The 26972-nt window shown below is 72.1% G+C and carries 31 protein-coding genes; 18 read left to right on the forward strand and 13 right to left on the reverse strand.

Annotated elements, in window-relative coordinates; genetic code table 11:
- Positions 1–13 precede the first annotated feature (13 nt).
- Together ACFO0C_RS07710 and ACFO0C_RS07715 are read right to left on the reverse strand one after the other, a co-directional pair.
- Positions 14–1273, reverse strand: a complete 1260-nt coding sequence (locus ACFO0C_RS07710; RefSeq protein ID WP_378065850.1) for a cation:proton antiporter — start codon at positions 1271–1273, stop codon at positions 14–16.
- Positions 1270–3429, reverse strand: coding sequence for an ATP-binding SpoIIE family protein phosphatase (locus tag ACFO0C_RS07715; protein ID WP_378065851.1), 2160 nt, complete (start codon positions 3427–3429; stop codon positions 1270–1272). The genes ACFO0C_RS07710 and ACFO0C_RS07715 overlap by 4 nt, the downstream gene beginning before the upstream one ends.
- 190 nt (positions 3430–3619) lie before the next feature.
- On the opposite strand from ACFO0C_RS07715, the gene ACFO0C_RS07720 reads away from it, so the two are divergent.
- Entirely contained in the window at positions 3620–4096 is a 477-nt protein-coding gene (locus ACFO0C_RS07720; protein WP_378065852.1) for a hypothetical protein, read from the forward strand.
- A 114-nt stretch (positions 4097–4210) separates the two neighbouring features.
- Positions 4211–6802, forward strand: a complete 2592-nt coding sequence (locus ACFO0C_RS07725; protein ID WP_378065853.1) for a mechanosensitive ion channel family protein — start codon at positions 4211–4213, stop codon at positions 6800–6802.
- A gap of 149 nt (positions 6803–6951) precedes the next feature.
- On the opposite strand, the gene ACFO0C_RS07730 is transcribed toward ACFO0C_RS07725, so the two are convergent.
- On the reverse strand, positions 6952–7308 hold the full coding sequence (locus tag ACFO0C_RS07730) for a DUF6401 family natural product biosynthesis protein (RefSeq protein ID WP_378065854.1): 357 nt from the start codon (positions 7306–7308) through the stop codon (positions 6952–6954).
- 315 nt (positions 7309–7623) lie between these two features.
- On the opposite strand from ACFO0C_RS07730, the gene ACFO0C_RS07735 reads away from it, so the two are divergent.
- Positions 7624–8106, forward strand: coding sequence for a hypothetical protein (locus tag ACFO0C_RS07735; RefSeq protein ID WP_378066079.1), 483 nt, complete (start codon positions 7624–7626; stop codon positions 8104–8106).
- Positions 8107–8122: 16 nt separating this feature from the next.
- On the opposite strand, the gene ACFO0C_RS07740 is transcribed toward ACFO0C_RS07735, so the two are convergent.
- A complete protein-coding gene (locus ACFO0C_RS07740) occupies positions 8123–8332 on the reverse strand; it encodes a hypothetical protein (RefSeq protein ID WP_378065855.1) in 210 nt (69 codons plus the stop codon).
- Positions 8333–8411: 79 nt separating this feature from the next.
- On the opposite strand from ACFO0C_RS07740, the gene ACFO0C_RS07745 reads away from it, so the two are divergent.
- Positions 8412–9470 (forward strand): hypothetical protein, encoded by a 1059-nt coding sequence (locus ACFO0C_RS07745; protein WP_378065856.1) that lies wholly within the window; start codon positions 8412–8414, stop codon positions 9468–9470.
- Positions 9471–9570: 100 nt separating this feature from the next.
- Here the strand turns inward: ACFO0C_RS07745 and ACFO0C_RS07750 are convergent, their stop codons facing one another.
- Positions 9571–10035, reverse strand: a complete 465-nt coding sequence (locus tag ACFO0C_RS07750; RefSeq protein WP_378065857.1) for an SRPBCC family protein — start codon at positions 10033–10035, stop codon at positions 9571–9573.
- Between the two features lie 80 nt (positions 10036–10115).
- Between ACFO0C_RS07750 and ACFO0C_RS07755 the strand changes: the two genes are divergently transcribed.
- Positions 10116–11678, forward strand: coding sequence for a phytoene desaturase family protein (locus ACFO0C_RS07755; protein ID WP_378065858.1), 1563 nt, complete (start codon positions 10116–10118; stop codon positions 11676–11678).
- Here the strand turns inward: ACFO0C_RS07755 and ACFO0C_RS07760 are convergent.
- Together ACFO0C_RS07760 and ACFO0C_RS07765 are read right to left on the reverse strand one after the other, a co-directional pair.
- Complete coding sequence (locus tag ACFO0C_RS07760) at positions 11644–11886, reverse strand: hypothetical protein (protein ID WP_378065859.1); 243 nt, start codon at positions 11884–11886, stop codon at positions 11644–11646. The genes ACFO0C_RS07755 and ACFO0C_RS07760 overlap by 35 nt on opposite strands.
- Positions 11886–12101 carry a hypothetical protein gene (locus ACFO0C_RS07765; RefSeq protein ID WP_378065860.1) on the reverse strand — a complete coding sequence of 72 codons (216 nt, stop codon included), beginning with the start codon at positions 12099–12101 and terminating at the stop codon, positions 11886–11888. Before ACFO0C_RS07765 ends, ACFO0C_RS07760 begins: the two co-directional genes overlap by 1 nt.
- Positions 12102–12312: 211 nt before the next feature.
- Between ACFO0C_RS07765 and ACFO0C_RS07770 the strand changes: the two genes are divergently transcribed.
- On the forward strand, positions 12313–12546 hold the full coding sequence (locus ACFO0C_RS07770) for a hypothetical protein (protein ID WP_378065861.1): 234 nt from the start codon (positions 12313–12315) through the stop codon (positions 12544–12546).
- 35 nt (positions 12547–12581) lie between these two features.
- The gene (locus ACFO0C_RS07775) at positions 12582–13457 is read left to right on the forward strand and encodes a helix-turn-helix domain-containing protein (RefSeq protein ID WP_378065862.1); all 876 of its coding nucleotides are present in this window, start codon (positions 12582–12584) and stop codon (positions 13455–13457) included.
- On the opposite strand, the gene ACFO0C_RS07780 is transcribed toward ACFO0C_RS07775, so the two are convergent.
- Positions 13430–13876, reverse strand: a complete 447-nt coding sequence (locus tag ACFO0C_RS07780; RefSeq protein ID WP_378065863.1) for an SRPBCC family protein — start codon at positions 13874–13876, stop codon at positions 13430–13432. The genes ACFO0C_RS07775 and ACFO0C_RS07780 overlap by 28 nt on opposite strands.
- Before the next feature lie 123 nt (positions 13877–13999).
- Between ACFO0C_RS07780 and ACFO0C_RS07785 the strand changes: the two genes are divergently transcribed.
- The 5 genes from ACFO0C_RS07785 (at position 14000) to ACFO0C_RS07805 (ending at position 18755) form a co-directional block, all read left to right on the forward strand.
- Positions 14000–15139, forward strand: coding sequence for a glycosyltransferase (locus ACFO0C_RS07785; protein ID WP_378065864.1), 1140 nt, complete (start codon positions 14000–14002; stop codon positions 15137–15139).
- Positions 15140–15221: 82 nt separating this feature from the next.
- Positions 15222–16115: an ABC transporter ATP-binding protein gene (locus ACFO0C_RS07790; RefSeq protein WP_378065865.1), complete on the forward strand. Its 894-nt coding sequence runs from the start codon at positions 15222–15224 to the stop codon at positions 16113–16115.
- 5 nt (positions 16116–16120) lie between these two features.
- Positions 16121–16861, forward strand: coding sequence for an ABC transporter permease (locus tag ACFO0C_RS07795; protein ID WP_378065866.1), 741 nt, complete (start codon positions 16121–16123; stop codon positions 16859–16861).
- A gap of 2 nt (positions 16862–16863) precedes the next feature.
- A complete protein-coding gene (locus tag ACFO0C_RS07800) occupies positions 16864–18132 on the forward strand; it encodes a sensor histidine kinase (RefSeq protein WP_378065867.1) in 1269 nt (422 codons plus the stop codon).
- Positions 18129–18755 (forward strand): response regulator, encoded by a 627-nt coding sequence (locus tag ACFO0C_RS07805; protein WP_378065868.1) that lies wholly within the window; start codon positions 18129–18131, stop codon positions 18753–18755. The genes ACFO0C_RS07800 and ACFO0C_RS07805 overlap by 4 nt, the downstream gene beginning before the upstream one ends.
- A 113-nt stretch (positions 18756–18868) precedes the next feature.
- Here the strand turns inward: ACFO0C_RS07805 and ACFO0C_RS07810 are convergent, their stop codons facing one another.
- Entirely contained in the window at positions 18869–20056 is a 1188-nt protein-coding gene (locus tag ACFO0C_RS07810) for an FAD-dependent oxidoreductase (protein ID WP_378065869.1), read from the reverse strand.
- Between the two features lie 36 nt (positions 20057–20092).
- Here ACFO0C_RS07810 and ACFO0C_RS07815 point away from each other — a divergent pair, with 36 nt between their 5' ends.
- Positions 20093–20902: an AraC family transcriptional regulator gene (locus ACFO0C_RS07815; RefSeq protein ID WP_378065870.1), complete on the forward strand. Its 810-nt coding sequence runs from the start codon at positions 20093–20095 to the stop codon at positions 20900–20902.
- A gap of 137 nt (positions 20903–21039) precedes the next feature.
- Positions 21040–21447 carry a VOC family protein gene (locus ACFO0C_RS07820; protein WP_378065871.1) on the forward strand — a complete coding sequence of 136 codons (408 nt, stop codon included), beginning with the start codon at positions 21040–21042 and terminating at the stop codon, positions 21445–21447.
- 198 nt (positions 21448–21645) lie between these two features.
- Here the strand turns inward: ACFO0C_RS07820 and ACFO0C_RS07825 are convergent, their stop codons facing one another.
- A complete protein-coding gene (locus ACFO0C_RS07825) occupies positions 21646–22149 on the reverse strand; it encodes a hypothetical protein (protein ID WP_378065872.1) in 504 nt (167 codons plus the stop codon).
- A 109-nt stretch (positions 22150–22258) separates the two neighbouring features.
- Here ACFO0C_RS07825 and ACFO0C_RS07830 point away from each other — a divergent pair, with 109 nt between their 5' ends.
- The 4 genes from ACFO0C_RS07830 to ACFO0C_RS07845 all read left to right on the forward strand — a co-directional run bounded on the left by ACFO0C_RS07830 (position 22259) and on the right by ACFO0C_RS07845 (position 24444).
- A complete protein-coding gene (locus tag ACFO0C_RS07830; RefSeq protein WP_378065873.1) occupies positions 22259–22750 on the forward strand; it encodes an HXXEE domain-containing protein in 492 nt (163 codons plus the stop codon).
- A gap of 339 nt (positions 22751–23089) precedes the next feature.
- Complete coding sequence (locus ACFO0C_RS07835; protein WP_378065874.1) at positions 23090–23569, forward strand: hypothetical protein; 480 nt, start codon at positions 23090–23092, stop codon at positions 23567–23569.
- A gap of 17 nt (positions 23570–23586) precedes the next feature.
- On the forward strand, positions 23587–23757 hold the full coding sequence (locus ACFO0C_RS07840) for a LuxR C-terminal-related transcriptional regulator (protein ID WP_378065875.1): 171 nt from the start codon (positions 23587–23589) through the stop codon (positions 23755–23757).
- A 12-nt stretch (positions 23758–23769) separates the two neighbouring features.
- A complete protein-coding gene (locus ACFO0C_RS07845) occupies positions 23770–24444 on the forward strand; it encodes an MBL fold metallo-hydrolase (protein WP_378065876.1) in 675 nt (224 codons plus the stop codon).
- Between the two features lie 21 nt (positions 24445–24465).
- Here ACFO0C_RS07845 and ACFO0C_RS07850 read toward each other — a convergent pair whose 3' ends face one another.
- The 3 genes from ACFO0C_RS07850 to ACFO0C_RS07860 form a co-directional block, all read right to left on the reverse strand.
- Positions 24466–25362: a hypothetical protein gene (locus tag ACFO0C_RS07850; RefSeq protein WP_378065877.1), complete on the reverse strand. Its 897-nt coding sequence runs from the start codon at positions 25360–25362 to the stop codon at positions 24466–24468.
- A gap of 12 nt (positions 25363–25374) precedes the next feature.
- Positions 25375–26520, reverse strand: coding sequence for an LCP family protein (locus ACFO0C_RS07855; RefSeq protein WP_378065878.1), 1146 nt, complete (start codon positions 26518–26520; stop codon positions 25375–25377).
- A gap of 119 nt (positions 26521–26639) precedes the next feature.
- On the reverse strand, positions 26640–26882 hold the full coding sequence (locus ACFO0C_RS07860) for a hypothetical protein (RefSeq protein WP_378065879.1): 243 nt from the start codon (positions 26880–26882) through the stop codon (positions 26640–26642).
- Positions 26883–26972 lie beyond the last annotated feature (90 nt).

The raw sequence follows: 26972 nt of genomic DNA on the forward strand, positions 1-26972 counted from the left end.
GAGCAGTTTTAAACTACTCTTGGTAAGCAGGTGTGTGATCCAGGTGACGCATCACCGGGGTCGCGGCTACGCCGTGCAGCACTACGGACACGACGACGACGAATGCCGCGGTCGCCCAGAGGAGTGGTTCGCCCGGGAAATCGGCATGTGTCACTGCATACGCTAGGTAATAGAACGTGCCGACGCCACGGATACCGAACGTGGCGATCACCCAGTGTTCCGATGGGCGTCCGGGGGCACCGCGCAGGGCCGCGAACGCGGCCAGCGGACGGACCACGAAGACCAGCGCGAGACCCGTCAGGGCGGCCTGCCAGGTGAGCGGCGCCAGCAGTCCGCCGACCACCGCACCACCGAGAAGAAGCAGCAGGAGTACGGTCAGCAGCCGCTCGATCTGCTCGGCGAAATCGTGCAGCACCTGGTGGTACTCGCTGGACCGTTCGGCCGCACGGATCGCCCGCGCCGCCACGAAGACGGCCAGGAAACCGTAGCCACCGACGACCTCGACCAGCCCGTACGCCAGAAAGGTCGCCGCCAGGGCCTGGAAGCCCTCGGAGTGCCGGGCCAGCCGCAGCGAGTTCTTCCGTGCGCGGAAGAACAGTTTCCCGAGCAGCTTCCCGATCACGACGCCGCCGACCAGGCCGACCAGCCCCTTGTAGAGGACGTCGGTCAGCACCCACCCGCCGAGCCAGCCGCCCGGGTCGAGCCCGTGCGCCGCGATCGCGATCGCCGCGTAGACGAACGGGAAGGCCAGCCCGTCGTTCAGTCCCGCCTCGGAGGTCAGCGCGAAACGCACCTCGTCCTCCGAGTCCTCCTCATCCGTCGGCTCACCCACCTGCACATCGGCTGCCAGCACCGGATCGGTCGGCGCCATCGCCGCGCCCAGCAGCAGGGCCGACGCCGGCACCAGCCCGGCCCACCACCACCCGAGCAGCGCCACGGCCGCGATCGTCACCGGCATCGCGATGATCAGCAGGCGGAACGTCGACGCCCACCGGCGGCGCCCGAACGGCCGGTCGATCTTCAGCCCGGCGCCCATCAGCGCCACGATCACGCACACCTCGGTGAGGTGCTCGGTCAGTTTCGGATGTGCCAGCGGATCGGCCTCCGGCAGGCCCAGCGGCAACCCGAAGAGCAGCAGCCCCAGCCCGAGGAACGCCATCGGCATGGACAGCGGACGGCGTTCCAGTGCTCGCGGGAGGATGCCGGCAAGCAGGGCGCCGGCACCGAACAGGGCAAACAGCACATCGGACACCTGTATGCCCGGAAAATTCATGCCCGCGCTTTACCCGCCAAGAGCATCTCGAACCACACCGTCGATCCGCGGACCGTCGGATCGGTGCCCCACGAGTCGCTGAGCTCTTCGATCAGGCCCAGACCGCGGCCCCGGCTGGCCAGGGTGTCGGCATGCGCCCGGATCACGCTGCCCCGGGTGCCGGTGTCGGCCACCGAGACCAGCAGCCGCTCCGCGTTGAGGTCGATGTGCACCTGCGCCGGGGTGCCGGCGTGCAACAGAGCGTTCGTCGTCAGCTCGCTCGTGCACAGGATCGCCGCGCCGATCACCGGCTCCGGGACGCTCCACTCGCGCAGCCGCGTCGTCATCCACTGCCGCACCCGGCTCGGGCTAGTCGGCTCGGCGGCCACCTGCAGCGTCGCCGACCGGCTCATCGCCAGCGCGTGCTCGACCGCCAGCAGCGCCACGTCGTCATCGGTCGTGCCCGGCACCGCGGCCGTCGCCAGCGAGCACAGGTTGCGCGGATCACCGCTCGGCGACGCGGCCGCCGCCGCGACCAGCGCGTCCAGCCCGTCGCTGAGCGGGCGGTCACGACGCTCCACCACACCGTCACTGAACATCAGGATCGAATCGCCCGGCTCCAGCCGCACCGCGCCGGTCTGCCAGCGCCCGCCCAGACCCAGCGGCGCGCCCGGCGGAACCTTGACCAGCTCGGCGGTGGCCGGCTCACCGGCCCGGCCGGCCCGGCGCAGCACCGGCGGCGGGTGACCCGCGCTGGCCAGCGTGATCGAACCGTCCGACGGGTCGAGCACCCCGTAGACGACGGTCACGAAGATCTCCTCGTTACGCGACTCGGCGCCCAGCGAGCCGACCAGCCGGTCGAGCCCGGCCAGCACGCTCGGCGGCGCCGGATCGGTCAGCGCCATCGCCCGCAGCGCCGCCCGGACCTGGCCCATCACCGCGGCGGCCCGCACATCGTGGCCGGCCACGTCACCCAGCACCATCGCCAGCCGGCCGTCGATCAGGTGGAACGCGTCGTAGAAGTCACCGCCGGCCGCATTGCCGTCGACACCGACGTCATAACGCGCCGCTATCCGGAACGTGTCGAGCTCGGGCAGGTGCTCGGGAAGCATGCTGCGCTGGAGCAACTGCGCCGTGCCGTGCTGGGCCTCGAACCGCCGGGCCCGCTCCGCCGCCTGCGCCACCAGCTCGGCCGCCGCCGTCAGCAGCGCCCGCTCGGCCGGCAGCCAGACATGCGCCCGGCGGAAACCCACGGTCAGCGCACCCCGCAGCGACGGCGTCCGCAACGGCAGGGCGGCCAGGGCGCGGACCCGCCGCTCGTGCCGGTCGGAGGCGACGGCGGCCAGCGGCTCACCGTCGGAGACGAACGTCGCCCGCCCGGTCTCCGCCGCCGCAACCGCGGGCGCCGCCGGATCGGCGCTGATGCGCCGCCACACCGGTGGCAGCCGCTCGTCGACCTCATCCAGCATCTCGCCACGGATCCGGCGGACATAGCGATAGGCGAGGCCCTCGTCGACGGCGAGGACGCAATGATCAAGATCAAAAGATGCCATGGCGTACGTCAGGACGACGCGCGTGACATCGTCGATGGTGAGCGCGCCGGCCAGCCGTGCGGTCAGCTCGCCGAGACTCTGCAGCCGGTGGATCACGTGCGTGGTCTCGGCCGCCACGGTGAGCACCCCGGCCACCGCGCCCCGCGACGTGCGGATCACCGAGTGGCCCCGGGTGTAGAACGCCGGCTCGGTGCGGCCCGGCGCGAACTGCACCTGACTCTCCGGCTCCAGGATCGACCGGCCGGTCCGGTGCACCTGCTGGACGACGTCACCCAGACCCGGCTGCTCCCACGCGGCGCCGAACGCCGTCGCGGCCGGCTGACCCAGCGCCGCCGGATGCAGGGCGTCGAGCACCTCGGTGTAGGCGTCGTTGTAGATGACCACGAAATCGTCACCGACGGTGAGCAGCATCGGGACCGGCGAGGAGAGGACCAGCTCGACCGCCGCGCGGACCGCCGGGTCCCACCCCGTGATCGGACCCATCGAGGTCGTCGACCAGTCGAAGGCATGCACCAGCGCCGCGCAGCCCAGGCCGGTGTGCTGTGTCCCGGCTGTCTGCACGGGGAGCGTGGTGATCGGGGACGGGTGGAGACCCCCCGCCCCGAAACCTCCCGAGCCGACCATGCGGAAAGCCTATCCCGTGTGGTCCGTTTGTACGATGCCCCACCGGCCGACCGTCCGGTTATTGACCGTTCCCCGGTACCGCTGACGGTTTGATGCTGAGGACGATTCACGCTCGTGTTAACCCAGAGTGACCAGTGGATGCGCGGTGAGATCTTGGTCAGTGGAACGGTCGGCCACCTATAGTCGCGCCGTGATCGAACCGCCGCACGGTGTGACGCGTTCCACCGCCTACCCCCGGACCTCGCCGTATGCCGACCCGCTGCCCGCGCGCCCGGCGACGGCACCCGCCGGGCAGCCCGCCGGGCCGGACTTCGGTGACCAGCGGTATGCGGCGCTCGCGGCCTGGTCGGCGTCGGCCGAGACGATCACGATGGCCGCGGTCGTGGCGGGGCCCGCGGACGCGTACCCCCCGAGGGTCGGCAACGATCGGAAAGCGGGAGCGCCCCGGCGTGCCGTGCCCCGCACCCACGCCGCGACCGGCGTCCTCCGCGGCCACCGTCTGTGGATCGTCGTCCTCGTCGCCGGCCTTGTGGCCCTGGCCGCCGCACTGATCGCGATCCGCGGCCGGGACGAAGCCCCCGCGCCCGCCACCACCGGGACCCGGGCCGCCGCCACCGTCAGTGGTCACCCGTCCGGGTGCCGCCGCGCCGGGGAACCCTGCCTCTGACCCGACCGGGTGTAATGCCGCTTTGTGCAAGGGCGCGCCCGATTGTCAGGGGAGCGTGGTACTCCTGCTTGAGGCGGTGTCCGAGGTTCCGCCGTGCCGACTCAGGGGGGACGGATGACCGGAGACGGGCTCACCCGGAGCCTGAACGACATGTGGCGGTCCGTGGTGCTCTACCTGCCGACGGTCCTGGTGTCCGTGCTGATCCTGGTCGCCGGCTACCTGCTGGCCCGGGTCGCGCGCACCCTGACCGCCAAGACCCTGCGCCGGGCCGGTTTCGACCGGGCCGTCCAGCGAGGGCCGGCCGGTCGCCTCCTCCGACCGGGCACACCCAGCGTCACCGACGTGTGCGCCCGGCTCGTCTTTTTCGTGGTGCTGCTGTTCGCGCTCCAGGCCTCGTTCGGTGTCTGGGGGCCCAACCCGGCGAGTGATCTGATCACCGCCCTCATCTCCTGGCTGCCACAGGTCCTCGTCGCCATCGTCATCGTGGTCGTCACCGCTGCCATCGCCCGGGCCGCCCACGACCTGGTGCTGGCCGTCCTCGGCGGTCTCGGTTACGCCCGGGTCCTGGCCAAGGCGGCCGCCGCCGTCATCGTCACGCTCGGCGTGATCGCCGGTCTCGACCAGATCAGCATCGCCACCTCGGTCACCCGCCCCCTGCTGATCACCGTGCTGGCCACGGTGGCCGGCGTGATCATCGTGGGTGTCGGCGGCGGGCTCATCCGGCCCATGCAGCAGCGGTGGGAGCGGTGGCTGGAGAGAGCGGCCACCGAGTCGGCGGTGATCCGGTCGCAGGCCCGCGCCTACGCCGAGGAGCGATCCCGGCAGGCGGCCGACGAGGAGCAGGCCACCATCCCACCGGACGACCCCGCCACTCCCGGCCCGGCCGGTTCCGCTGGTCCGTCCGGCCCGGCGGCCTCCGTCATCCCATCCGGGCCTGCCGTTTTCGCCGCGCCATCCGCTTCCGCTACGCCATCCGGGCCTGCTGCTTCCGCCGTGGCATCCGGGCTTGCTGCTTCCGCTACGGCATCCGGGCTTGCTGCTTCCGCCGCGCCATCCGGGCCTGCCGCTTCTATTGCGCCATCCGGGCGTGCCGCTTCTATTGCGCCATCCGGGCGTGCCGCTTCTATTGCGCCATCCGGGCGTGCCGTTTTCGCCGCGCCATCCGGGCCTGCCGGCCTGGTTTCAGGTGCCGGGCCGACCGATCCGCCTGGTCCTGCTCGCTCCGCTGGTCCCGCCGGTGCCGTGCGATCCGAGGGCGACGCCGACCCCACCGCCGCTGGTCAGACGGCGCGAGAGCCGGGCACCGGAGAACCTCGGACGGTCGCGGGCGATCCGGGTCCGGTTGTGGGCGAGTCGGGGACGGGCGAGCCCGCGACGGGCGCGGGTAGGACGGGCGCGGGTAGGACGGGCGCGGGTGGGACGGGGCCGGGTGCGGATGGGTCGGGCGCGGGTGGGCCGGGTGCGGATGGGTCGGGCGCGGGTGGGTCGGGCGCGAGTAGGCCGGGTGCGGATGGGTCGGGGCCTAGCGCGGGTGCGCGGCTTGCGGAAGTGCGGCAACGGGCGGCTGAGGCACGTGGCGCCGGGGAAGCCGATCTGGAGGCCGAGATGCGCCGCGCCGCGGAGGCCCGGCAGGAGGCGACGGCCGGCGCGCTCGTTGCCGGCGGTCTGGCCGGGGCTGAGGGCGAGTCGTCCGGTGGAGGTCCGTCGCGTGACTCTGCGTCCGGCGGCAGCGTGGCCGGCGAGTGGTCCGGCGGCGGGGCGGTCAATGAGTGGTCCGGCGGCAGTGCGGTCAGTGAATCGGCCGGGAATGCGGCCGGTGAGCCAGGCGGCGGCAATGTGGTCGCTGAGCCGGTCGGCGGCGGTGCGGCGGGTGAACCGTCCGCCGACGTCGCGGGGGAGCCGCCCGGCGGTGGGCAGGCGGCAGCTGGGCCGGCGTATCCGGAAGAGGGCGGCGACTGGGCCTGGGAGACACGCTGGGACGAGGAGGAACGGCGGTCCCGGGAGCACGACAGCGATGAGACTCAGGTGATCGTGGCGCCGGTCGACGATCTTCCGGACTTCGTTCCGGGGTTCGGCCGCCATGACGAACCGCCCGCGGAGCCGGTCGGCGGTGATGAGGAGGACACCGTCCACGTGCGTCTGGGTGCTGCCGAAACCACCTTCCTCACCCCGGGCGTGAGGCCCCGGCCGTCACCGTCCGCCGGCGAACCGACGGCTGACCTCGCCGAGGAGCCGACAGCGTTCCTGGCGGTTCCGGGGGAGGCCGCGGGTTCGGTCGCCCGGGGCGCGGATGTCGAGGAGGAGCCGACGACGTACTTGGCGGTTCCGGGGGACCTGGTGGGCTCGGGCGGTCGGGGTGCGGGAGTCGGGGAGGAGCCGACGACGTACTTGGCGGTTCCGGGGGACCTGGTGGGCTCGGGCGCTCGGGGTGCGGGCGTCGATGAGGAGCCGACGACGTCTCTGGCGGGGGCGGAGGAACTCACGACCTCGGTCATCACCCGCGGTGCCGATGTGGGGGAGGAACCGACCGTCGTTCACGGGCCGGGGCCGGATGCCGCCGTGGTGATCGATGAGGGCGACGAGGAGCGCACCCGGATCGTGCCGCTACCGGCTGGCATGGATGAACCGACCGTGCCCCGTGTCGGATCGGGGGAGGACGAGCCCACGGTCGAAGGACCACGGCCGGGCGGGTCGACGAGGACGTGACGGAGGGCCGGCACCGGGGTTCCGGTGCCGGCCCTCGTGGTCGGGACTCGAGTGGCAGGGGCGGCCGAATCAGCCGGCTGGGCCGGTCGATTCCGGGCTGGGAATGCTCAGCGCAAGGCTGGGAATGCTCAGCGCAAGGCTGCGAATGGTCAGCGCGGGGCCGGCAGCGTCGAGGACAGGATGCAGACCGCGAGGAGGCGGCGGACGACCCAGTCGTTCTCGGACCAGTCGATCTCGCCCTCGGGAGCGGACCAGCCGTGCTGGAACGCCGCGTCGCGGACACCTTCGGCGTAGGCCGCGAGCAGGATCGCGGTCAGCGGGCGGGAGTCGGCGTTCAGGCTGTCCCGGATGCCGGCGGCGTGCTGGTCGATCACCGACATGAGGCCGGGGTTCGCCTGGGCGGCGGCGAGACCGGTCACGCCGACTGCGGCGGTGAGGTCGGCGAGCGAAGCGTGGGCGGAGCGCTGAGCAGCGCGGGCGGCGGCGTTGCTGAACAGGCCATTCATGAGAAGAAACGTTAGGTAGCCCAGGGTGACCGACGGGTCCCTCACCGTTGCAGGCCGGTTGAACTCGGCGGACGGGGGAAAGTCCCTGGGGCAGCGACGGTCGGCCGCGGCGTTCGACGCGCGTGAGCGGTTGAGCGACGAGTAGCGCGGCGGCGAGCGGTGTGGCGGCGGCCAGCGGCGTGGCGGCGGCGAGCGGCGAGCGGCGTGGCGGCGGCCAGCGGCGAGCGGCGTGGCGGCGGCCAGCGGTGATCGGCGTGGTGGTTCGGGCGGGCGCCGGGAAGCGTGGTGGTTCGGGTGGAGATCGGGAGGGCTGTGATGGGTGGAGCGGGCGGACCGGAGCGTGACGGCGGGCCGGAGCGTGACGGCGGGCCGGATGCGGCGCACCGGCGGCCGGAAGGGCTCGACGACGTGACCGTGGCGGCTCTTGGGAGGCTCAGTGAAGCCCTGGAGACGGTGGAGCGGGCCCGGGGACACCTCTACAGCGTGCATCAACTCATCGGTATGGCGGACTTCGCTCTGGACGAGGCCGTCTCGCTGTTCATGCAGGCCGGGCACGTGGGGACGGCGGAGCGGATCCAGCAGGAGCTGATCGGCCGCAACGTCGTCCCGGGGCACTGGACGTTCCAGCTCGTCGAGGAGTTCGACGACGGGTACTACGCCGAGTTCCGTGAGGTCGAGCGGGAGGCCCGGACACGGCTCGCGGGTGGGCGGCGGCACCTGCACGAGGCGGAACTCAAGGAGCGCCGGCGGACGCACGGAAGGCCCGGGCACGAAGCGTGCCCGGGCGACAGCGGCTGAGACGGGAAGCGGGAGGTTACTCCACGTAGTCGACCGGCTCGGGACGACGGCGCTCGGCATCGTCGGCGATGATCACCGTGGCGACCACGAGGGCGACCACGACGGCGAAGAACCAGGACGCGTCATCGACCAGCTTCGCTGCCAGGGGAGCCTGGAAGGCGGTCAGGAGAAAACCGACCCAGGCGAAGCGGCGCTGACGCTCGGAGAGGAAACCGACAGATCGCACTCGGAAATTCTGGCGCGATATGGGCGGAACGCCGTCACCCGTTCGGCCGATTCTGCGTTGTCCGATGGTGCCCACCGACTTGCGTCTCCGTCGCTCAATCATCGTCGCCGCCGGGGCGGTGGCGCTGGCCGTGGGAGGCGTCGCGACGGTCTGGCCGACACCGTCCACGCCGCGTCCCACCGTCGTCGTGCCGGTCGTCGACGAGCGGGTGGTCGCCGGGCCACTGGACGGCCGGACCGCGGCCTGGCTCACTGTGGGTGATGCCGCGGCGCGGGTACGGGTGCGGTTCGCCCGACTGCCAGGCCAGCTCTACCGGATCAGCACCGCCTCCGACGCGGGTGTCGTGCCGGTGGTGAGCCGTCGTGACGGCCGGGTCACGCTGCGGCTGATCGAGTCCGACGGGGACGGGCTCGACGAGGTGCGGATCGTCCTGAACCGCAACGTCCGATGGGACATCCGCCTCCCGGCCGGTGCGGGGGAGCAGCAGCTCAACCTGCGTGACGGCCGGGTGCAGCGGGTCGAGGTCGGTGCGGCCGGGCTGGCCGAGGTGTGGCTGCCGGATCCGGACGGGACGGTGCCGGTCGTCTTCACCGGCGGCATCGGCACGGCGGTGGTGTCGGTGCGCCGCGGGATCCCGGTCCGGGTGCACCTGGCCGAGGGTGCCGGATCGGTGGAGGCGCCCTGGATCGCCAACAACGGCACCGCGGCGGGCACCGTGTTCCGTGAGCCGGAGTTCCCCGAGGCCCACGACCGGTATGCGATCCGCGCCGAGGACGGCATCGGCGCGCTGGTCATCCGCCGCCCACCGGACCGGGCGACGCCGGGGACCGTCCCGGACGCCGTGGTGCAGGCGCCCGGCCCGGGGCCCGTGGTGCAGCGGCGGCCCGATCCCGAGCCGGAGGAGCCCGAGCCGGCGGTACGCAAGACCCGCCGGACCGTCCCCGCGCCGAAGACAGCGCCGGCACGTCCGCACCGGAGCCCCGTCGCCACCGCGCCGCAGGTCAGGCCCAAGCCGAAGCCCGCACCGACCACGCCGCCCGCGAGGAGCACGAAGCCGGAGCGGCCCGCCCCGACTGTGGAGCCGGTGCGGACCACTCCGGCCGAGAAACCGGTGTCTGCCGGTGACGCCGTGGGGTGACCACCGCATTCAGCCCGGCGGCCGGGCTTCGGCCCGGTGTTCCGCCTGCCGGGCCGTGGTGGTCACGGGACCCGGCGTGGCCGTACCGAATGATCGGTTTTCAGCTGCCGGGCCGATCGACCTGGCCGCGCCATGCGCCGGTCTCGATGCCACCGCGGCTTTCGATGAATTCCTTGAACCGGTGCAGGTCGCTCTTCACCCGCCGGTCGATGATGCCGAGTTTGTCGCCGGCCGTCTCGACGAAGCCCTGCGGGTCGAAGTCCATCTGCACGGTGACCCGGGTGTGGGTGTCGTCGATCCGGTGAAACGTGACCACGCCGGCCTGTTTCTCGCCGTCGGTCGCGTGCCAGGCCACCCGCTCGTCGGGCAGCTGCTCGGTGATCTCGGCGTCGAATTCGCGCCTGATCCCGGCGATCTCCGTCTTCCAGTGCGTGTGGGTGTCGTCGAGCTGGCGGATCTCGCTGACGCCCTCCATGAACCGGGGGAACTCCTCGAACTGGGTCCACTGGTTGTAGGCGGTACGAACCGGGACGTTGACGTCAACGAACTCGGTGACCGTGCTCACGCCGTTCTCCCTTCGCTTGCTTGCACGATCACTGAGGTGCCCGGCAGCGGATGCCCTAAACACCAGGTAGCTTGCGAAACGTGGACGACGTGGACGCGATTGTCGTCGGGGCCGGGCACAACGGTCTCGTCGCGGCGAACCTGCTGGCCGACGCCGGATGGACGGTCCGGGTGCTGGAGGCCACCCCGCAACCCGGCGGGGCGGTCCGGTCCGGACATGTGACGGCGCCCGGCTATCTCTCCGACCTCTTCAGTGCCTTCTACCCGCTCGGGTACGCCTCCCCGGTGCTGCGCGGACTCGACCTCGACGTGCGGTGGGCACACGCGCCCGACGTCTTCACCCACCTGCTGCCGGACGGGCGGGCCGCCACCGTCAGCCGCGACGTCGACCGGACCGCCGCGTCGATGGAACAGTTCGCGCCCGGTGACGGCGATCGGTGGCGCAACGCCTACGCCGAATGGCGGTCCGTCTCCGGCACCATGCTGGACACCCTGTTCACACCGTTTCCGCCGGTCCGGCACAGTGTCGGGCTGGTCCGGCGGCTCAAGCTCGGCGGCGCCCTGCGGCTGGCCCGCCGGCTCGTGCTGTCGGTACGCGAACTCGGTTCCGAACTGTTCGACGGCGAGGGCGCGGCCCTGGCGCTGGCCGGCTGCACGCTGCACACCGACCTGTCGCCGGAGGAGGCGGGCGGCGGCGTCTACGGCTGGCTGCTCGCCATGCTCGGGCAGGAGATCGGCTGGCCGGCCCCGGTCGGCGGCGCGGGCGAACTGACCTCGGCGCTGGTACGGCGGTTCCCCGGCGAGACCGTCTACGACGCCCCGGTCACCCGGATCCTCGTCGCGCGGGGACAGGCCATGGGGGTGCGCACGGCGGACGGCCGTGACTGGCGGGCCCGCCGCGCGGTGATCGCCGACGTGCCGGCGCCCGCGCTCTACCTCGACATGGTCGGCCCGCGCTGGCTGCCGCCCCGGCTCCGCGAGGACCTGGAGCACTTCCGCTGGGACGGGGCGACGATCAAGATCGATTGGGCGGTACGGTCGAAGGTGCCCTGGAAGAACCCGGCGGCCTCCGGTGCCGGGACCGTCCACCTGGGCGCCGACATGAACGGCCTCACCCGGTACGCCGCGCACCTGGCCGCCGGCGAGATGCCTCCCGACCCGTTCCTGCTCGCCGGGCAGATGACCACCACCGACGCCGGGCGGTCACCGGCCGGGACCGAGTCGATGTGGGCGTACACCCACCTGCCGCACCGCCCGTCCTGGCACCCCGACGAGATCGCCGCCCACGTCGAACGGATGGAGGCGGTCGTCGAGGCACACGCCCCCGGGTTCCGGAGCGAGGTCGTGGGACGCAACGTGTTCGCCCCCGGCGACATGGAACGGGAGAACCCGTCACTCGTCGGAGGAGCACTCGGCGGGGGTACGGCGGCCGCGTTCCAGCAGCTGTTCCTGCGCCCGGTGCCCGGCCTGGGACGGGCCGACACCCCCGTCGACCGGCTCTATCTCGGCAGCTCGTCGGCACATCCGGGCGGCGGCGTACACGGGGCGCCGGGAGCCAACGCGGCACGGGCGGCGCTGGCCCGGCACGGGAACCCGCTCTATCCAGCGGTCATCGGCGCGGCCCACCGGGTGATCTACCGCTGATCAGCTCACGGCGGTGCGCCGTCGCGGCCCGCAGCGCAGGCCAGAGGCGGAGTCGCCGGGAACTGTCGACCTGAGCGAGCAGGTGGGCCAATGCGAGGCGGTCCTCCCGCGGAACCAGGGTCACGATGATCAGGATCGGGGCGATCGCGGCCGTTATCTCGACCAGCAGCATGAACACCACCAGCAGCGCGACGACGGCGACGATCATCAGAATCCTCCCACCAGGGCCGCGGCTATCAGGACGAGAGCGGCCCCGACGGCCAGCCCGCCGGCGGCCAGCGCGGCGGCGGCCTGGACGAGGGCACCGATGGGGGCTACGGCGCGCTTGATCAGATGCAGGGCCAGGAGCAGGCAGGCCCCTGCGATGACCAGGTAGAGGAGGCTGCCGGCATGTTGGCCGAAGGCCAGATCGCTCGTCGACATGATGGCTCCTTGTCGCGGGGCGGACAGGAGTGACGGCATCGTCACGTAGATGCAATGCGTCCATGCGGGTCGGTCGACCTGCCATTCATGATGCAATGCATCTCATGGTCAATGCAATGCATCATGCTCGCCTGTTCAGGTGCTGGTCTTGATGGTGCATAGGGGGTACCCTGCGCTGCATTGAAATCCGTGATACATGGATACTGACACGATGCAGAATTCTGATAAATCGGACCTTAGCCTCACCGCGATCGCCTACTCGTGCAGCACAGGCACATGCCCGACGGTGTACGAGACGAATCGTGGCACCATCATGGTCCAGGGCTACACGGTCACCGCTGATCAGGCGCGCGCCGCCGGTGTCGACATGCCCTCGGGTGAGCAGATGGTGGAGATCCCGCTCGCTCTGCTCGCCGAGGCCGCTCACCTTGCGAAGCAGTCCTGAGCAGGATTCCGGAACAGGCTAGGAGGGCTGGGCTCGTGTCGGAAGGTCATGGGTCCAGCTCGGAAACGCTGAGTGTCGGCTCACTCCTGCGGGCCCATCGTGAGGAGTTGCGCCTGAGTGGCAGCGCCTTGGCGGCCAGGGCCGGCCTGACCCAGTCGAAGGTGTCACGGATAGAGACCGGCCAATCGTCGGCGAGTCCCGACGACGTGCGTCTGCTAGCCGAGGCGATGCGGCTCGCCCCCGCCCGGGTGGATGAGCTGGTCCGGTTGGCAACCGAGTCGCGCGCCGGTCATGACATGGACCAGTGGCGCCCGGAGAGTTCGAGCCAGCTGACCCGGAAACAGGCCGAACTACAGGAAGCGGAGTGGGCGGCCCGGGAGATCCGGGTCTTCCAGCCCTCCATCGTCCCCGGACTCGTTCAGGTCAGCGGCTACGCCGAAGCGGTCATGCGACCCTGGTACGACATGCCCGGCGGGGCCGGTGGGATGAAGTCCGGTCTCTACGGTGCCGTCGCGGCCCGCATGCAGCGGCAGCAGATCCTCGCCGCTCCCGGCAAGACGTTCCACCTCATCATGACCGAGGCGACTCTCAGCAACCGGCTCGGCAACCCCGAGGACATGGTGGCGCAGATCCGCCGGATCCGGGAGACCGCCGAGCAGGACAACGTCACGATCGCGATAATCCCGGCCGACGCGGCGCTGATCTTCCCGCTGAGCCACAGTTTCGAGCTGCTCGACGACACGCATGTGCTCATCGATCTCTACACGGTGTCGCTCACCTCGGAGGTGGTCTCCGACCTCCAGTCGTACCGGCACATCTTCGACATCCTGACCGCCGCCGCCACCACCGATATCAAACCGATCCTCGACCGGTATGCCGACCTCTACCTGGAGCTGTCCGCACGCCGCTGACGTTCGGCGATGTCGGCGAGGCGGCGGAGGGTCTCCACGTTGCGGCGGTGGAGGAGCAGGTCGTTGAGTTTGTTGCGGGCCCACCGCAGCGGGCCCTCGGTGAAGTCCTCCTCGATCTCCACCCGGGTCGCGCCGTGTTCCACCGGGGTCAGCCGGATGTCGACCTCGGCCGCACCGAGCGGCCACAACCCGGCGTTCAGTTTCAGCGACCGGCCGGGATCGCAGGCGAGGACCGTCGACGAGTCCTGCAGGGACAGCGGCCACGGGCCGGCCTTGTGGTGGAGTCTCGCGCCCGGCGCCGGCCACGAGGGCTCGACGTCGCGGACGTGGACGGTGCCGACCACCCAGTCGCTGTAGGTCCAGCCGTCGGCGAGGACCGCGAAAACCTTGTCGGGTGGGGCCTGAACGGTTCGTGTCACGATCGCCACGGCATTCGGTTTACCCTGCTCAGACAGTCTGTAACTGGCATCCCATGTTTACGGTTCGTGCTGTCGGGCAACTGCTGGCGCGTAGCCGACCCCAGCCTGTTGGAGGAGATCCCGGTGCACATTGCGATGATCTCCGAGTACGCCGAGGTCGCCGACCTGTCGGCCGCGCTGGCCGAACTGGGCCACGACGTCCGGATCTACACCCGCCGCGAGGACCCGGACGTCGCCGAGGTGGTGATCACCCCGAGCGGCGTGCACGTGGTCCACATCGCGGCCGGTCCGGCCCGCCCCCTGCCGGCCGACCTGGTGCTGCCGTACATGGGGGAGTTCGCCCGGATCCTCGGCGAGCAGTGGCGTGACGGCTGGGCGCCGGACGTGGCGCACGCCCACTTCTGGACCAGTGGCCTGGCCGCGGTGACCGCCGCCAAGCAGTTCGACATCCCGGTGGTGCAGTCATTCCACGAGCTCGGCGAGTTCGGTGAGGTCGCCGACGGCCCGACCCGGGCGGGATACGAGCGGGCGCTGGGCCGGGCGGTCGACCGGGTGGTCGCGCAGACCCAGGAGGAGGTGCGCGGCCTGGTCCGGATCGGCGTGCCCCGGGCCAGCCTGACCGTGGTCCCGGCCGGCGTCGACAGCGAGACGTTCAGCCCGGACGGACCGGCGGTCCAGCGTGACCCGGAGCGTCCGCGCATCCTGTCGGTCGGCAAGCTGGTCGAGCGCAAGGGGTTCGGCGACGTCATCCAGGCCATGCGGTTCGTGCCGGGCGCCGAGGTGGTGCTGGTCGGCGGCCCCCCGCCTGAGCAACTGACTGCGGACCCGGGCGCCCGGCTGCTCCGCTCGATGGCCGAGCAGTTCAAGGTCGCCGACCGTTTCCGGCTGGTCGGGTCGGTGCCGCGGCGGGACCTGCCGAGCTGGTACCGGTCCGCCGACGTGCTGATCGCGACCCCGTGGGAGGAGCAGGCCGCGCTGGAGGCGATGGCCTGCGGCGTGCCGATCGTCGGTCCGGCGTCCGGCGCCCTCACCGAGACGGTGGTCGACGGGCTGACCGGTGACCTGGTTCCGGCGCGTGACCCGCGGGCGCTCGGCGGTGCGCTGCGCAGGCTGGTCAACGACAAGGTGCGGCGGTTCACCTACGCGACGGCGGCGATGGACCGGGCGCGGCAGGCGTACTCGTGGAAGCGGGTGGCCGCGCAGATCGGCTCGGTCTACACGAGCCTGCGGCGGACGCCGGCCGTGGCGGAGGACGCGGTGTAGGGCGGCATCAACCGATCGGTGGACCGGATCCGTCGCCCGCTGTTCGATTCGGGCACGAGGGTCGCCGGGTGACGCTGTATGCATGACAGTCATCGAGGTCAGGAACCTGGCGAAACGGTACGGCGAGACCGTCGCCGTACGCGATGTGTCCTTCACCGTCGAGCAGGGTGAGATCTTCGGCATCCTCGGCCCGAACGGCGCCGGCAAGACCACCACCGTCGAGTGCATCGGCGGCCTGCGCACCCCCGACTCCGGATCGATCACGGTCCTCGGACGTCCCGCCGGTGACCCGTCCCTGCGGTCCGTCATCGGTGTGCAGCTCCAGGAGAGCGAACTCCAGGAGAAGATCACCGTCCGGGAGGCGCTGGAGCTCTACAGCACCTTCTACCCGAACCCGGCCGACTGGCGTGCCCTCGCCGACGATCTGGGCCTGACGCCGAAGCTGAGGTCGCGGTTCGGGAAGCTCTCCGGCGGCCAGAAGCAGCGCCTGTCGATCGCGCTGGCCCTGATCGGCAACCCGGAGATCGCGATCCTGGACGAGCTGACCACCGGCCTGGACCCGCAGGCCCGCCGGGAGACCTGGGAGCTGATCTCCGGCATCCGCGACCGTGGCGTCACGCTGCTGCTGGTCACCCACTTCATGGAGGAGGCCGAGCGCCTCTGCGACCGGATCGTGGTGATCGACAAGGGTGCCGTGGTGGCCCTGGACACCCCGGCCGGCCTGGTCGAGCGGACCGGCAACGAGCAGCGGATCCGGTTCCGGCCGTCCACCCCGATCGACGACGAGCTGCTGACCGTGCTGCCCGAGGTGCGCGAGCTGCGCCGCCAGGGGCCGCGGATCGAGGTGGTCGGCACCGGCAACCTGTTGCACGCCGTCGTCTCAGTGCTCGCCGGCAACGGCATCGTGGCCGCCGAACTGACCCTCGAACAATCCACTCTCGACGACGCCTTCGTGCAGCTGACCGGCAAGGAGTGACCGCTATGACCGTCTTCACCAGGCTGACGCGGACCGAGCTCCGTCTCACCCTCCGCGACCCGCTCTACGCCTTCTTCACCCTGCTCTTCCCGGTCCTGCTGGTGCTGATCCTCGGCAACGTGCCCACCATGCAGGAGTCACCTCCTGAGCTGGGCGGGCTACGGGTCATCGACCTCTACGCCGGGCTGGCTCTCGGCCTGGCGATCGGCATCATCGGCCTGCAGGGCCTGCCGTCGGTGCTGGCCACCTACCGGGAGCGAGGGATCCTGCGCCGTCTCGCCACCACACCGGCTCCGCCGGCCACGCTGCTCGCCGCCCAGCTGGTGATGAACCTGGTGACCGTGCTGGTGTCGATGGTGCTGGTCTACTCGGTGGCGATCCTCGCGTTCGACGTGCCGTTCCCGGCGAACCCGGCCATGTTCCTGCTCGCCGTCCTGCTCAACTGCGCCGGCGCGTTCTCCATCGGCCTGCTCCTGGCCGCCGTCGCACCGACCGGCAAGACCGCCAACGCCATCGGTACGTTCCTGTTCTTCCCGCTGATGTTCTTCGCCGGTCTGTGGGCTCCGCGCGAGCTGATGCCGGAGATCCTCCAGCGGATCGGCGACTTCACCCCACTGGCCGCCGGCCAGGACCTGATGACCGACGCCCTCACGGGACAGTCGCCGGAGCTGCTCTCGATTACCGTTCTCATCGGATACCTGGTGATCTGCGGCGCCGCCGCGGTCAAGCTCTTCCGCTGGGAGTGACGATGCACGAGCCCGAGGCGCTGGAGCGGCCGGCCGCATCCCGAGAGCTCTGGATCACCGGGCTGTCGTACGGCACCCTGTTCGGTTCCCTGCTGCTGTCCGTGGTCACCCGGGGCGTCGAGGAGCTGCCCCAGCGCGGCCTGGGCACGACCGCCGCGGTCACCCTCGTGACCGCGGCCTGGATCGCCTGGTGGGTTGATCTGCACCCGGCCTGGCAGCGGTGCCGGGGCCTGATGCTGATCTTCCTGGCCGGACTGCTCGCCCTCAACTCCGCGCTGGTCGCGTGCAGTCCGCTCTTCGGCGTCTTCACCTGGACCGGCTACATCTTCCTCGGTTACGCGGTGCCCGGCCGGTGGCAGCTGGCCGGCACCCTGCCGGTCGCCGCGATCAACGCGATGTCCCAGATCGGTGGATGGAGCACCTTCGCCGACGAGGACGACGGATACGTCATCTACCTCGCGGTCCTGCTCTGCAACCTGTTGATCGCCGGGACCATGACCTGGGTGACGCTGCGGGACGAGCGTGTGGCGGACACCCGGGTCCGGCGGATCGACCAGCTCGCCGAGGCCAACGCTAAACTCGCCGCCGCCCTCAAGGAGAACGCCGGACTGCACGCCCAGCTCCTCGTCCAGGCCCACGAGGCGGGTGTCCACAACGAACGGCAGCGGATGGCCGGCGAGATCCACGACGTCCTCGCCCAGGGCCTCACCGGCATCGTCACCCAGCTGGAGGCGGCCGAGGCCCACCCCGGCGACCGCGACCGGCACCTGGCCGCCGCGAAACGTCTCGCCCGGGAGAGCCTCACCGAGGCCCGCCGGTCGGTGCAGGCGCTGCGCCCCCAGCACCTGGACACGAACCGTCTGCCGGAGGCCCTCGACGAGGTGCTGCGCGGCTGGTCCGGCCTGCACGGCGTCCGCGCCGACCTGACCGTCACCGGAACGGCCCGGCCGCTGCTGCCGGAGATCGAGGCGACGCTGTTGCGGACCGCCCAGGAGGCTCTCGCCAACGTCGCCAAGCATGCCGCCGCCGGCCGTGTCGGTCTCACCCTGTCCTACATGGAGGATGTGGTGACCCTGGACGTCCGTGACGACGGCGCCGGGTTCGACCCGGAGGCGCCGCGGGAGGTCACCGCCGACGGCGGGTTCGGCCTGCGCGCCATGAGCGAACGTCTCACCCGTATCGCCGGGACCCTCGACGTCGAGTCGGAACCCGGCGGAGGCACCGCCGTCTCCGCGTGCGTGCCGGCCCTGTCCCTGGGAGGACCAGCATGATCAGAGTCGTCATCGTGGACGATCACCCGGTGGTCCGGGACGGCCTGCGCGGCATGTTCGCCGGTGACGACCGGTTCGCCGTCCTCGGTGAGGCCGGCGACGGGCGGGAGGCGCTGGCCGTCGCCGAGTCGGTGACCCCCGACGTCGTGCTGATGGACCTGCGCATGCCCGTGATGGACGGCGTCACCACGATCCGTGAGCTGAAGGCCCGTGGCTCGTCCGCCCGCGTCCTGGTCCTGACCACCTACGACAACGACACCGACGTGCTGCCCGCGATCAAGGCCGGCGCCACCGGCTACCTCCTCAAGGACACCCCGCGCGAGGAGCTGTTCCGCGCCGTCGTCGCCGCCCACCGCGGCGAGTCCGTCCTCTCCCCGACGGTCGCCGGGCGGCTCATGGGCCAGCTCCGCTCACCCGCCAAGGAACCCCTCAGCCAGCGCGAACTCGAAGTCCTCACACTGATCGCCCGCGGCTGCTCCAACCGCGAGACCGCGAAACGCCTCTTCATCAGCGAGGCCACCGTCAAGACCCACCTGCTGCACGCCTACGCCAAACTCGGGGTCCGCGACCGGGCGGCCGCCGTCGCCACGGCCATGGAGCAGGGACTCATCCGCCGCGATTGATCCGGTACGGCCACGCCGGGTCCCGTGGCTGTCCCCGCGAGGCAGGCGGCCCTCCCGGCCGCGACGCGACCGCCGGGCCGGATGCGGTGGTCACCGTCACCCCACGCCCGCTGTCACGTGGCCGGCGGCCGCCAGCTGAGAATCGGGTCCATCTGGCGCAGGACGGTGTCCGGCCCGAACCGCCCGGCCAGCGCCATGGCCGTGTTCCGGAGCAGCTCGGCCACCGGGTTGCCGATCCCGGCGACACGCCCCACCCGCCGGGAGGCCCGGGCGACCTCGGTGGTGCGCGGCAGCCGCGCGGCCGTGTAGGCGGGCAGATCACCGGCGTGCCGGGCCAGGATCAGCGCGTCCTCGAGAGCCTGGCACGCGCCCTGCCCGAGGTTGGGCGTCATGGCGTGGGCGGCGTCGCCGAGCAGCGCGACCCGCCCGGCATGGAACCGTGGCAGTGGCTCGTCGAGACAGCGGATGTCGGTCCGCACCACCTCGGTGGCCGCCGCGATCAACGACGGGACCGGCTCGTGCCAGCCCCCGAAGAGCCGCAGCATCTCCGCCCGCTCCGCACCGTCCGAGGCCGCCGTGGTGCCTGGAGACGCCGCCGTGCCGTCTGGGGCCGCTGCCGTGTGACTGGGCGGGGCCGCCGTGCCGGCCGGGGCGGGGGCCGTCGCGTAGGCGTAGACACGGCCGTCGCCGAGCACCGCCGTGCCGAAGATCAGGCCGCCGCCCCACGTCTCGGACGGCATCAGGGTGCCGCCCGGATGCGGGACGACGATGCGCCAGCTCGTCACACCTGTGTGGACGGGGCCGGGATGCGACGGGAACAGTTTCGTCCGTACCGCTGAATGAAGTCCGTCCGCCGCGACCACCAGATCGGCGGTGAGCGTCCCGGCCGCGGTGACCACCCGGCCCGTCTCCGAGTCGACGTCCTCGGCCGGCAGGCCGAGACGGACCGTGCCCGGCTCCAGCGCCCCGGCGAGGGTGTCGACGAGAGTGGCCCGGTGCACGACGATGACGGGCTCGCCGTAACGGTCCGCGGCCTTGGTCGCATCGGTCCGGGAGATCCACCGGCCGTCCGGGCGACGGATCCCGGCGGCGCCCTGCAGCGAGGCGAGCCCGCGGATGTGCCCGCCGACGCCGAGAAGGTCCAGGACACGCAGCGCGTTCGGGGCGACGGCCAGCCCGGCACCGACCGGATCGAGGGACGGCGCGCGCTCCAGAACGGTCACCTCCCAGCCGGCCCGGCGCAACGCCAGCGCGGAGGCGAGCCCACCGATCCCGGCACCGATCACGACTGCGTGCGACATCCCCGCATCGTCGCAGAGAGCGGGCAGAATCGGGGAATGGACGAGTATGCGCGGGCCCGCCCGGCCCCGGCGCTGCGGCCGCACATCGGCTTCTACTCCGGGTACCGTCAGCGCGGCCTCGCCCCGGCGGTCCACCGGGGTCTGCCGTCGCCCTACCTGACGCTGATCTTCACGCTGGACGAGCAGCTGGTCGTCGACGCACACCCGGATCCACGGCAGGCGCCCGGGCGTTACCGGTCACTTCTCGGCGGCCTGCATCTCACCCCCGCCCTGATCAGTCACGACGGCAACCAGTCGGGGGTGCAGGTCGCGGTCCGCCCGGAGGGCTGCCGGGCGCTGCTGGGGCTGCCGGCCGCCGAACTGGCGAACCTCGACGTGGACGCGGCCGCCGTCTTCGGCGAGGCGTTCGTCGGTGAGGTCCGGGAGCGGCTGGCCGCGGCCGCGGACTGGCCGGACCGGTTCGCCGTCCTCGACCGGGTGCTGGGCGGCCGGTTGCGCGACACCACCGGCCCGGCACCGGTCACCCGAGCGTTCCACCTGGTCAACGACGGTGTCCCGGTGGCTGTGGCGGCTGAGTGGATCGGCTGGAGCGGGCGCCATCTGACCGACCGGTTCCGCGCCGAACTCGGCATCCGCCCCAAGGAGGCCGCCCGGATCGCCCGTTTCGACCGGGCCCGCCGCTCGATCCGCCCCGGTGTCCGCCTCGCCGACGTGGCCGCCGCCCACGGTTACGCCGACCAGTCCCACCTGGTCCGCGACTTCCGGGCCTTCGCGGGTTGCGCCCCGTCCCGCTGGCTGGCCGATGAGTCACCGCCCTTCCAGCCCGGCGAGCCGGACTTCTGCTGACCCGACGTGCCGCTGTCGCGCTGACCTGCCATGCCGTTCCTGCGCTGGTCCGGCGTGTCGTCGTTCCTCTGGTCCGATCGGCGGACGGGTTCGGTTTCGTCCAAGCCTGACGGCCCGCCGGCCGCGACGATGAGGCGATGACCGACACGAAGACCCCGCCACCGCAGGTGTGGCCGACACTGCGGGCGAACGACGCCCGCGCCCTGATCCGCTTCCTCACCGAAGCGTTCGGCTTCGAGGAGACGGTCGTCCACGGCGAGGGGGAGGTGGTCCATCACGCCCAGCTCGGCTGGCCGCTCGGCGGTGGCATCATGCTCGGCTCGGTCCGCGACGACCCGGACGACCCGTGGGCTCTCACACCGGGAACGTTCGGCGCCTACGTCGTCGCCGACGACATCGACGCGCTGCACGCCCGCGCGGCCGCCGCCGGGGCCGAGATCCTCCGCGAGCCGTTCACCACCGACTACGGTTCCCGCGACTTCACGGCCCGCGACCCGGAGGGCAACCTCTGGCAGTTCGGCACCTACCGCGGCGAACCACGCTGACCGGCCGGGTCGCGGCGCCGGCTGGAGGCCGCGACCGGGGGCGTTGGCGTGCCGGCTGGAGGCCGCGACCCGGGAGCTGCGGCGTGCCGGCTGGAGGCCGCGACCCGGGGCCGCGGTGCACCGGCCGGAGGTCGCCACCCGGGGGCCGCGACCGTGCGGCCCGGCCCCTGGGCCACGAGCCGAGGGAGGGGGCCGGGATCAGGCCGCGAGGGCCTTGGCGAGGTCGTCGCGGAAGGTCCGCTCGCTCTCGGTGACCGTCTCGGCGCCGATGCCGAGGACGCCGCCGCTGGAGGCCGCACCCACCACCTCGTCGGCGATCGCCACGATCCAGTGGCGGTAGGTCTCGGCGTCGGCCGGGGACGCCTTCGCGGCCAGCAGCGCCGCCACCTCACCGGCCCGGGCGACGACGTCCGCCGCGTATCCGGCCGGGTCGCCCGGCTGGATCACCGGGGGCTCCTCGCCGATCTCCGGGTCGCCGGCCTCGGCGACGGCGGCCGTCGCAGCCGCCGCGACCAGCGTGCTCGCCGACGACCGGGCTTCGGAGATGCGGTCCAGCCCGGCGGCGCTCTCGGCCCGGGTCTTGCGTGCACTGTCCGGGCTGGCGGCGCTGGCGGCGGTGAGCACCGACTGCGGCAGGCCGGTCAGCAGACCCCATTCGGCGTCGGTGAACCCCAGTTCGGCATAGAGCGGTCGATCCGTCACGCGCTTGTCCCTTTCTCACGTCGGCCGGCCCCGGCGAGAGCAGCCGGCGGCCGTCAGCATTCTTACCTACCCCTTTCCGCCGTCGTTGCATCCTGTGACGATCGAATCCATGTCTCGCCGGCTGGTCTGTTCCGGACTCTTCGTCGCCTGGGCGGTCCATGACGTGGAGGAGGTGCTGACCGCGTCCGCCTGGTCGGCCCGGACCGTGCCGCGTCTGCTGGCCGAGGGCTGGCCACCCGCCCTGGTGGACGGCATCGGCACGACGACACCCCGGTTCGCGCTGGCGGCCGTCGTGGTCGGGGTGGCGGTGCTGGCCGCGGCCGTGCAGGGCGTGCGGACCGACGGCCACTCGGCGTTCTTCCGGGCGGCCGTCCTGGTGTTCGGCTGGCACGGCGTGATCCATGCCGGACAGGCCCTGCTGGTGCGCGGCTACGTCCCCGGCCTCGTGACGGCGATCCTGCTGGTCATCCCGTACTCGATCCTGACGTGGCGTCACCTGCGCCCGGACCTCGTCCCCACCCGCACCGTCGTGATCGTGGCGGTCGCGGCCGTAGCCCTGACCGTCGCCGCCCAGACACTGTCCCGCGTGCTGCTTCCCTGACCACGGCCAGCCGGTGGGGGTGACCGGTACCGGCGGATTCAGCCCGGCGGTCGCGTCGCGGTCGTGCCCCCGCAGCCCCGTCGCGGTGTGGCGACGGGACCCGACCGATGCGGTCGTGGGCGGCGGACGGCGTACCGGATCAGGGTCTTGCCTCGTAGACCGAGGTGCCGGCGGCCGGTTCGACGATCATCCACGTGCCGTCGGGGGTGAGCCGGGAGCGCACGTGCCGGGCCGCGCCGAGCGGATCACCCATGTCGTGCAGCGCGTCGAACGTCGTGACCAGCTCGAACGGGCCGCGACCTGCCCGAACCGGCCGCCCTCGGCCTGGCGCTGCGCCGGTTGTCCCGGGTCAACCGGTACTGGGGCGACCGCCCGGCCGCCGAGACCGCCGCCACCGAGGCCGTCGACGTGCTGGAGAAGGTGGGCGACGACGCGGCGCTGGCGTCCGGTCTCAGCAACCAGTCGCAGCTGCACGCCCTCGCCGGTCAGGCCGACGCCGCCGTCACCGCGGGGGAGCGGGCCGTCGTCCTGGCCCGCGCGACCGGTTCGACCGGTGTGCTGTCGCACGCGCTGAACAACGTCGGCTACGCGCTCTGGGACCGCGGTGACCCGCGGGGCCGGCGGCTGCTGGAGGAGAGCCTGTCGGTCGCCCGGGACGCCGGCGAACTCCTCGACGAGGGCATGGCCTACGCCGAACGCCACGCCCGCTGGGAGGAGAACGCCCCGGCGATGATGCGCCGGCCCGCACTCGTGGTGCTCGGCCTGGTCCGGGCCCGCCGGGGACTGCCCGGCGCCGACATCGAGATCCGGCCGGCCTGACCGGTCGGCAGGCCGAGGTGCTCCGCCTGCTCGCCGACGATCTGCGCAACCCGGAGATCGCCGCCCGCCTGGTCCTCTCGGTCCGTACCGTCGACGCCCACGTCGCCGCGGTGATGGCGAAACTGGCCGCCGGTAGCCGCCGGGACGCGGTGGACCGAGCCAGATCCCTCGGGCTTCTCGGCGACTGAGAGAATCATGGTGTGCGAGAGGTGGTCGACGGGGTCTTCGAGCTCCGCCTGGGTTACGTCAACGTGCACCTGGTCGTCACCGACGACGGTGTGGTGCTGGTCGACACCGGTCTGCCCGGCCGGTCGCCGCTGATCGAGCGCGGCCTGCACGGCATCCGCCGCTCGCTCGGCGAGGTGACCACGATCCTGGTCACCCACCATCACCCCGATCACGTCGGCAGCCTCGCCACCCTGCGGGAGCGCACCGGCGCCCGGGTGATCGCGCACGCCGCCGAGGTGCCGTGGATCGGCGGTCACATGCCGCCCGCGCAGCCGGTGGGTGTCCTGGCCAAGCTGGTGGGCCGGATGGTCGGCACGGTCGAGCCGACGAAGGTCGACCAGCTGATCACCGCCGACGGTTCCGAGCCGCTGCCCGGTTTCACCGCCCTGCACACGCCCGGCCACACCCGCGGGCACGTCTCCTACCTGCTGGACCGTGCTGGTGGCGTGCTGTTCGCCGGTGACGCCGCCGCCAGCCGCCGGGGGCGGGTGACCGGCCCGCCGCGGGTGGTCACCGCCGATCCGGTCCGCGCCGGCGAGAGCCTGGCCCGTCTGGCCGAGCTCGAGTTCGACCACGCCGTCTTCGGCCACGGCAAGGCGGTCTCCGGCCTGGCCGTCGAGGCGTTCCGCAAAGCCGTCGCCGGCTGACAGTCGGTCGCCGCAGGCCGGTCAGTCCAGCAGGACGTCGTCCAGGTCGGTGAGTTCCAGGCCGTGCCCGGCCAGGAACGCCACGGCATCGGCCTCCCGGTCCCGGGCCCGCAGGCTGCGCACCACGATCAGGCCGGCCTCCCAGAACCACTCGTCGTCCTCCCGGCCCGCCCACGGCCGGGCCACCGCTTCGGCCTCGGCATACCGGCCCAGCTCCAGGAGCAGGAAGCCCTCCCGGGTCCGCAGGTCACCGTGGCCGACGGGGTCGCGGCGGGCCCGTGCCAGTGCCTGCTCCCGGCGGCCGAGCAGACCCTCCAGCCGGCACAGCTCGGCCCGCAGCGACGGCGAGACATCCTCACCGAGCAGAGTGTCCACGCGGGACACCAGCTCCGCCGCTTGCGGAGGGGTCCCGGTGGCCCGGCTCAGTGCCTCCAACGTCACCCTGGTCTCGGCGGCGGTGTCGCCCGCGTCCCGGTGGAGATCGGCGGCCTCCAGCAGCGGGACGGCGGGGTCACGGTGGCCGGGGTACCGGACGGACTGTTCCAGCAGGACGGCACGGGACGGCACCGATGCGGGCAACCGGGGTGCCGCCAGCAGCGCGCCGAACAGCGCGCCGATCTCCGCCTGGTGGTCGCGGCGGTGTTCGTACAGCTCGATCAGCAGCCAGCGCGCGGCCGTCGCGTCGTCGGTGAGCCCGGCCCGGTCCAGATCGCGCCGGGCCCGCTCGGCGGACTCGGTCGCATCGTCCCACCGGCCGGTGTCGCGCAGCAGGCGGGCCAGGTCGAGGCGGAGCCGTGCCGCACCGGCCGGGTCACGGGCCGCGGTCCGTGCGGCGATCGCGCGGACGAGGGCGTCGGCGGCCCGGCCGCTGTGGCCGGGGACCGGTTCAGCGTGCCCGGAGACCGGTGGATGCGGCATCGGGGGAGCCGTTCAGTTCGTCTCGTTGATGTAGGTCGGGTGGTCGAGCAGGAACGCCGCCACCTTGTCCTCGGTGACGGCCTCGAAGAAGTCGTCGACACCGGGCAGGAACTGCTCACCCAGGTAGCCGCCGCCGTAGACGCCCTCACCCGGCAGCTTCACCGTGATCATGTCGTCGACGTTCAGCGACTTGAGCTCCAGCGCCCAGTCCACGATGGAGTGCCCGCCGCCGGCGAAGGTGAGCGAACCGCCGGCCGCCTCCATCACGTTCAGCAGCTTGGCCGGGTCGGTGACGACGTCACGGCTCATCGCCTGCTTAGCCATCGCCTTGATGAACTGCTGCTGGTGCCGCTGCCGGTCGTAGTCGGTCATGTTCTCGCCGTACCGCTGGCGGACGTAGTCGAGTGCCTCCCACGCCTGCAGCCGCACCGGCTCGTCGCTCTTGGTGTAGACCTTCTGCGGGCCGGTGTACGGACGCGCGCAGCTGTACGACGTGTGGTCGTTCCGGCAGCGGGAGATGCGCTCCCGGGTCTTGCCGTCGGGCTGCAGGTGCTCGGACTTGACGTCCATGTCGATGACCATCTCGACGCCACCCATCGCCTCGACGATCTTCTTGAAGCCGCCGAAGTTGACGATCGCGCCGGCGTCGAACTTCCGGATCCCGGTGACGTTGCCGACCGTGGTCGCGAGCAGCTGGAACCCCTGGGCCGGGCTGTACTTGCCGTCACCGAGCCGGCTGCCGTACGCCATCGCGGCGTTGATCTTCGTCCGGTCGGCGCCGGTCCCCGATTTCGGGAACGCCGGGATGTCCACCCGCAGGTCACGCGGCAGCGAGAAGAGGTAGGCGCTGTGCCGATCGCGGGGGATGTGCGCCACCACGATCGAGTCGGCCAGCGGCGCCGTGTGGTCGTCGCGCGGGTCGATGCCGACGAGCAGGATGTTGACCGGCCCGTTGATGTCCGATTTCACCGGGGCGGCCTCGGCCGGTTTCGGCTGGATCGGGTCGAGCAGGCTCTCGTCGGTGACCGCCCCCGCATACCGCGACAGGAGGGCCTGGCCGGCCACCAGGGTGCCCGCGCCGGTGACCAGAACCACGGCCCCGATGCCGACGCAGATCCGCGCCCACAGCGGGGATCGTCGTTTCGTTGACGCAGCCACTTCCGCCTCCCCCGTGCCGGCATCGAGCGCATGATGGCACATTCACGCAACCGGCTGGGAGCGCTTCCGGAGGAGTCAGGACGAATAGTCGCCACCGCCGGCGGCAGCGCGGCCGTCCGTCAGGGTCGATGCTGCGCCCATTCCGTGCATTCGGCCCCGTATTTTGCTGCCCGGTCGGCGTCGGGGTTCCATCGCTGGTCGGTGAGCGAGCGGCGCTCACCGTCGCCGATGTCCATCCTGGTGCGCCCGGCGGCCATCAGGTCGGAGACCCACCGGCTGGGCAGCTCGTACTCGCCGCGCGTGTAGTCCTCGCCCCGCAACCCGCCCGTGGTGCCGGACGGCTCGGTGGCGGTCGCCAGCATCGCCGCGAGACCGTTCTGCTGCCCCTCGGGCGCGAGGCCCGGACATCACCCCCGGTGCGGGCGAGGCCGACGGGGCCGGTGCGCGAAAGC

The sequence above is a fragment of the Actinoplanes subglobosus genome, from assembly GCF_042650585.1.
Taxonomy (GTDB): Bacteria; Actinomycetota; Actinomycetes; order Mycobacteriales; family Micromonosporaceae; genus Actinoplanes; species Actinoplanes subglobosus.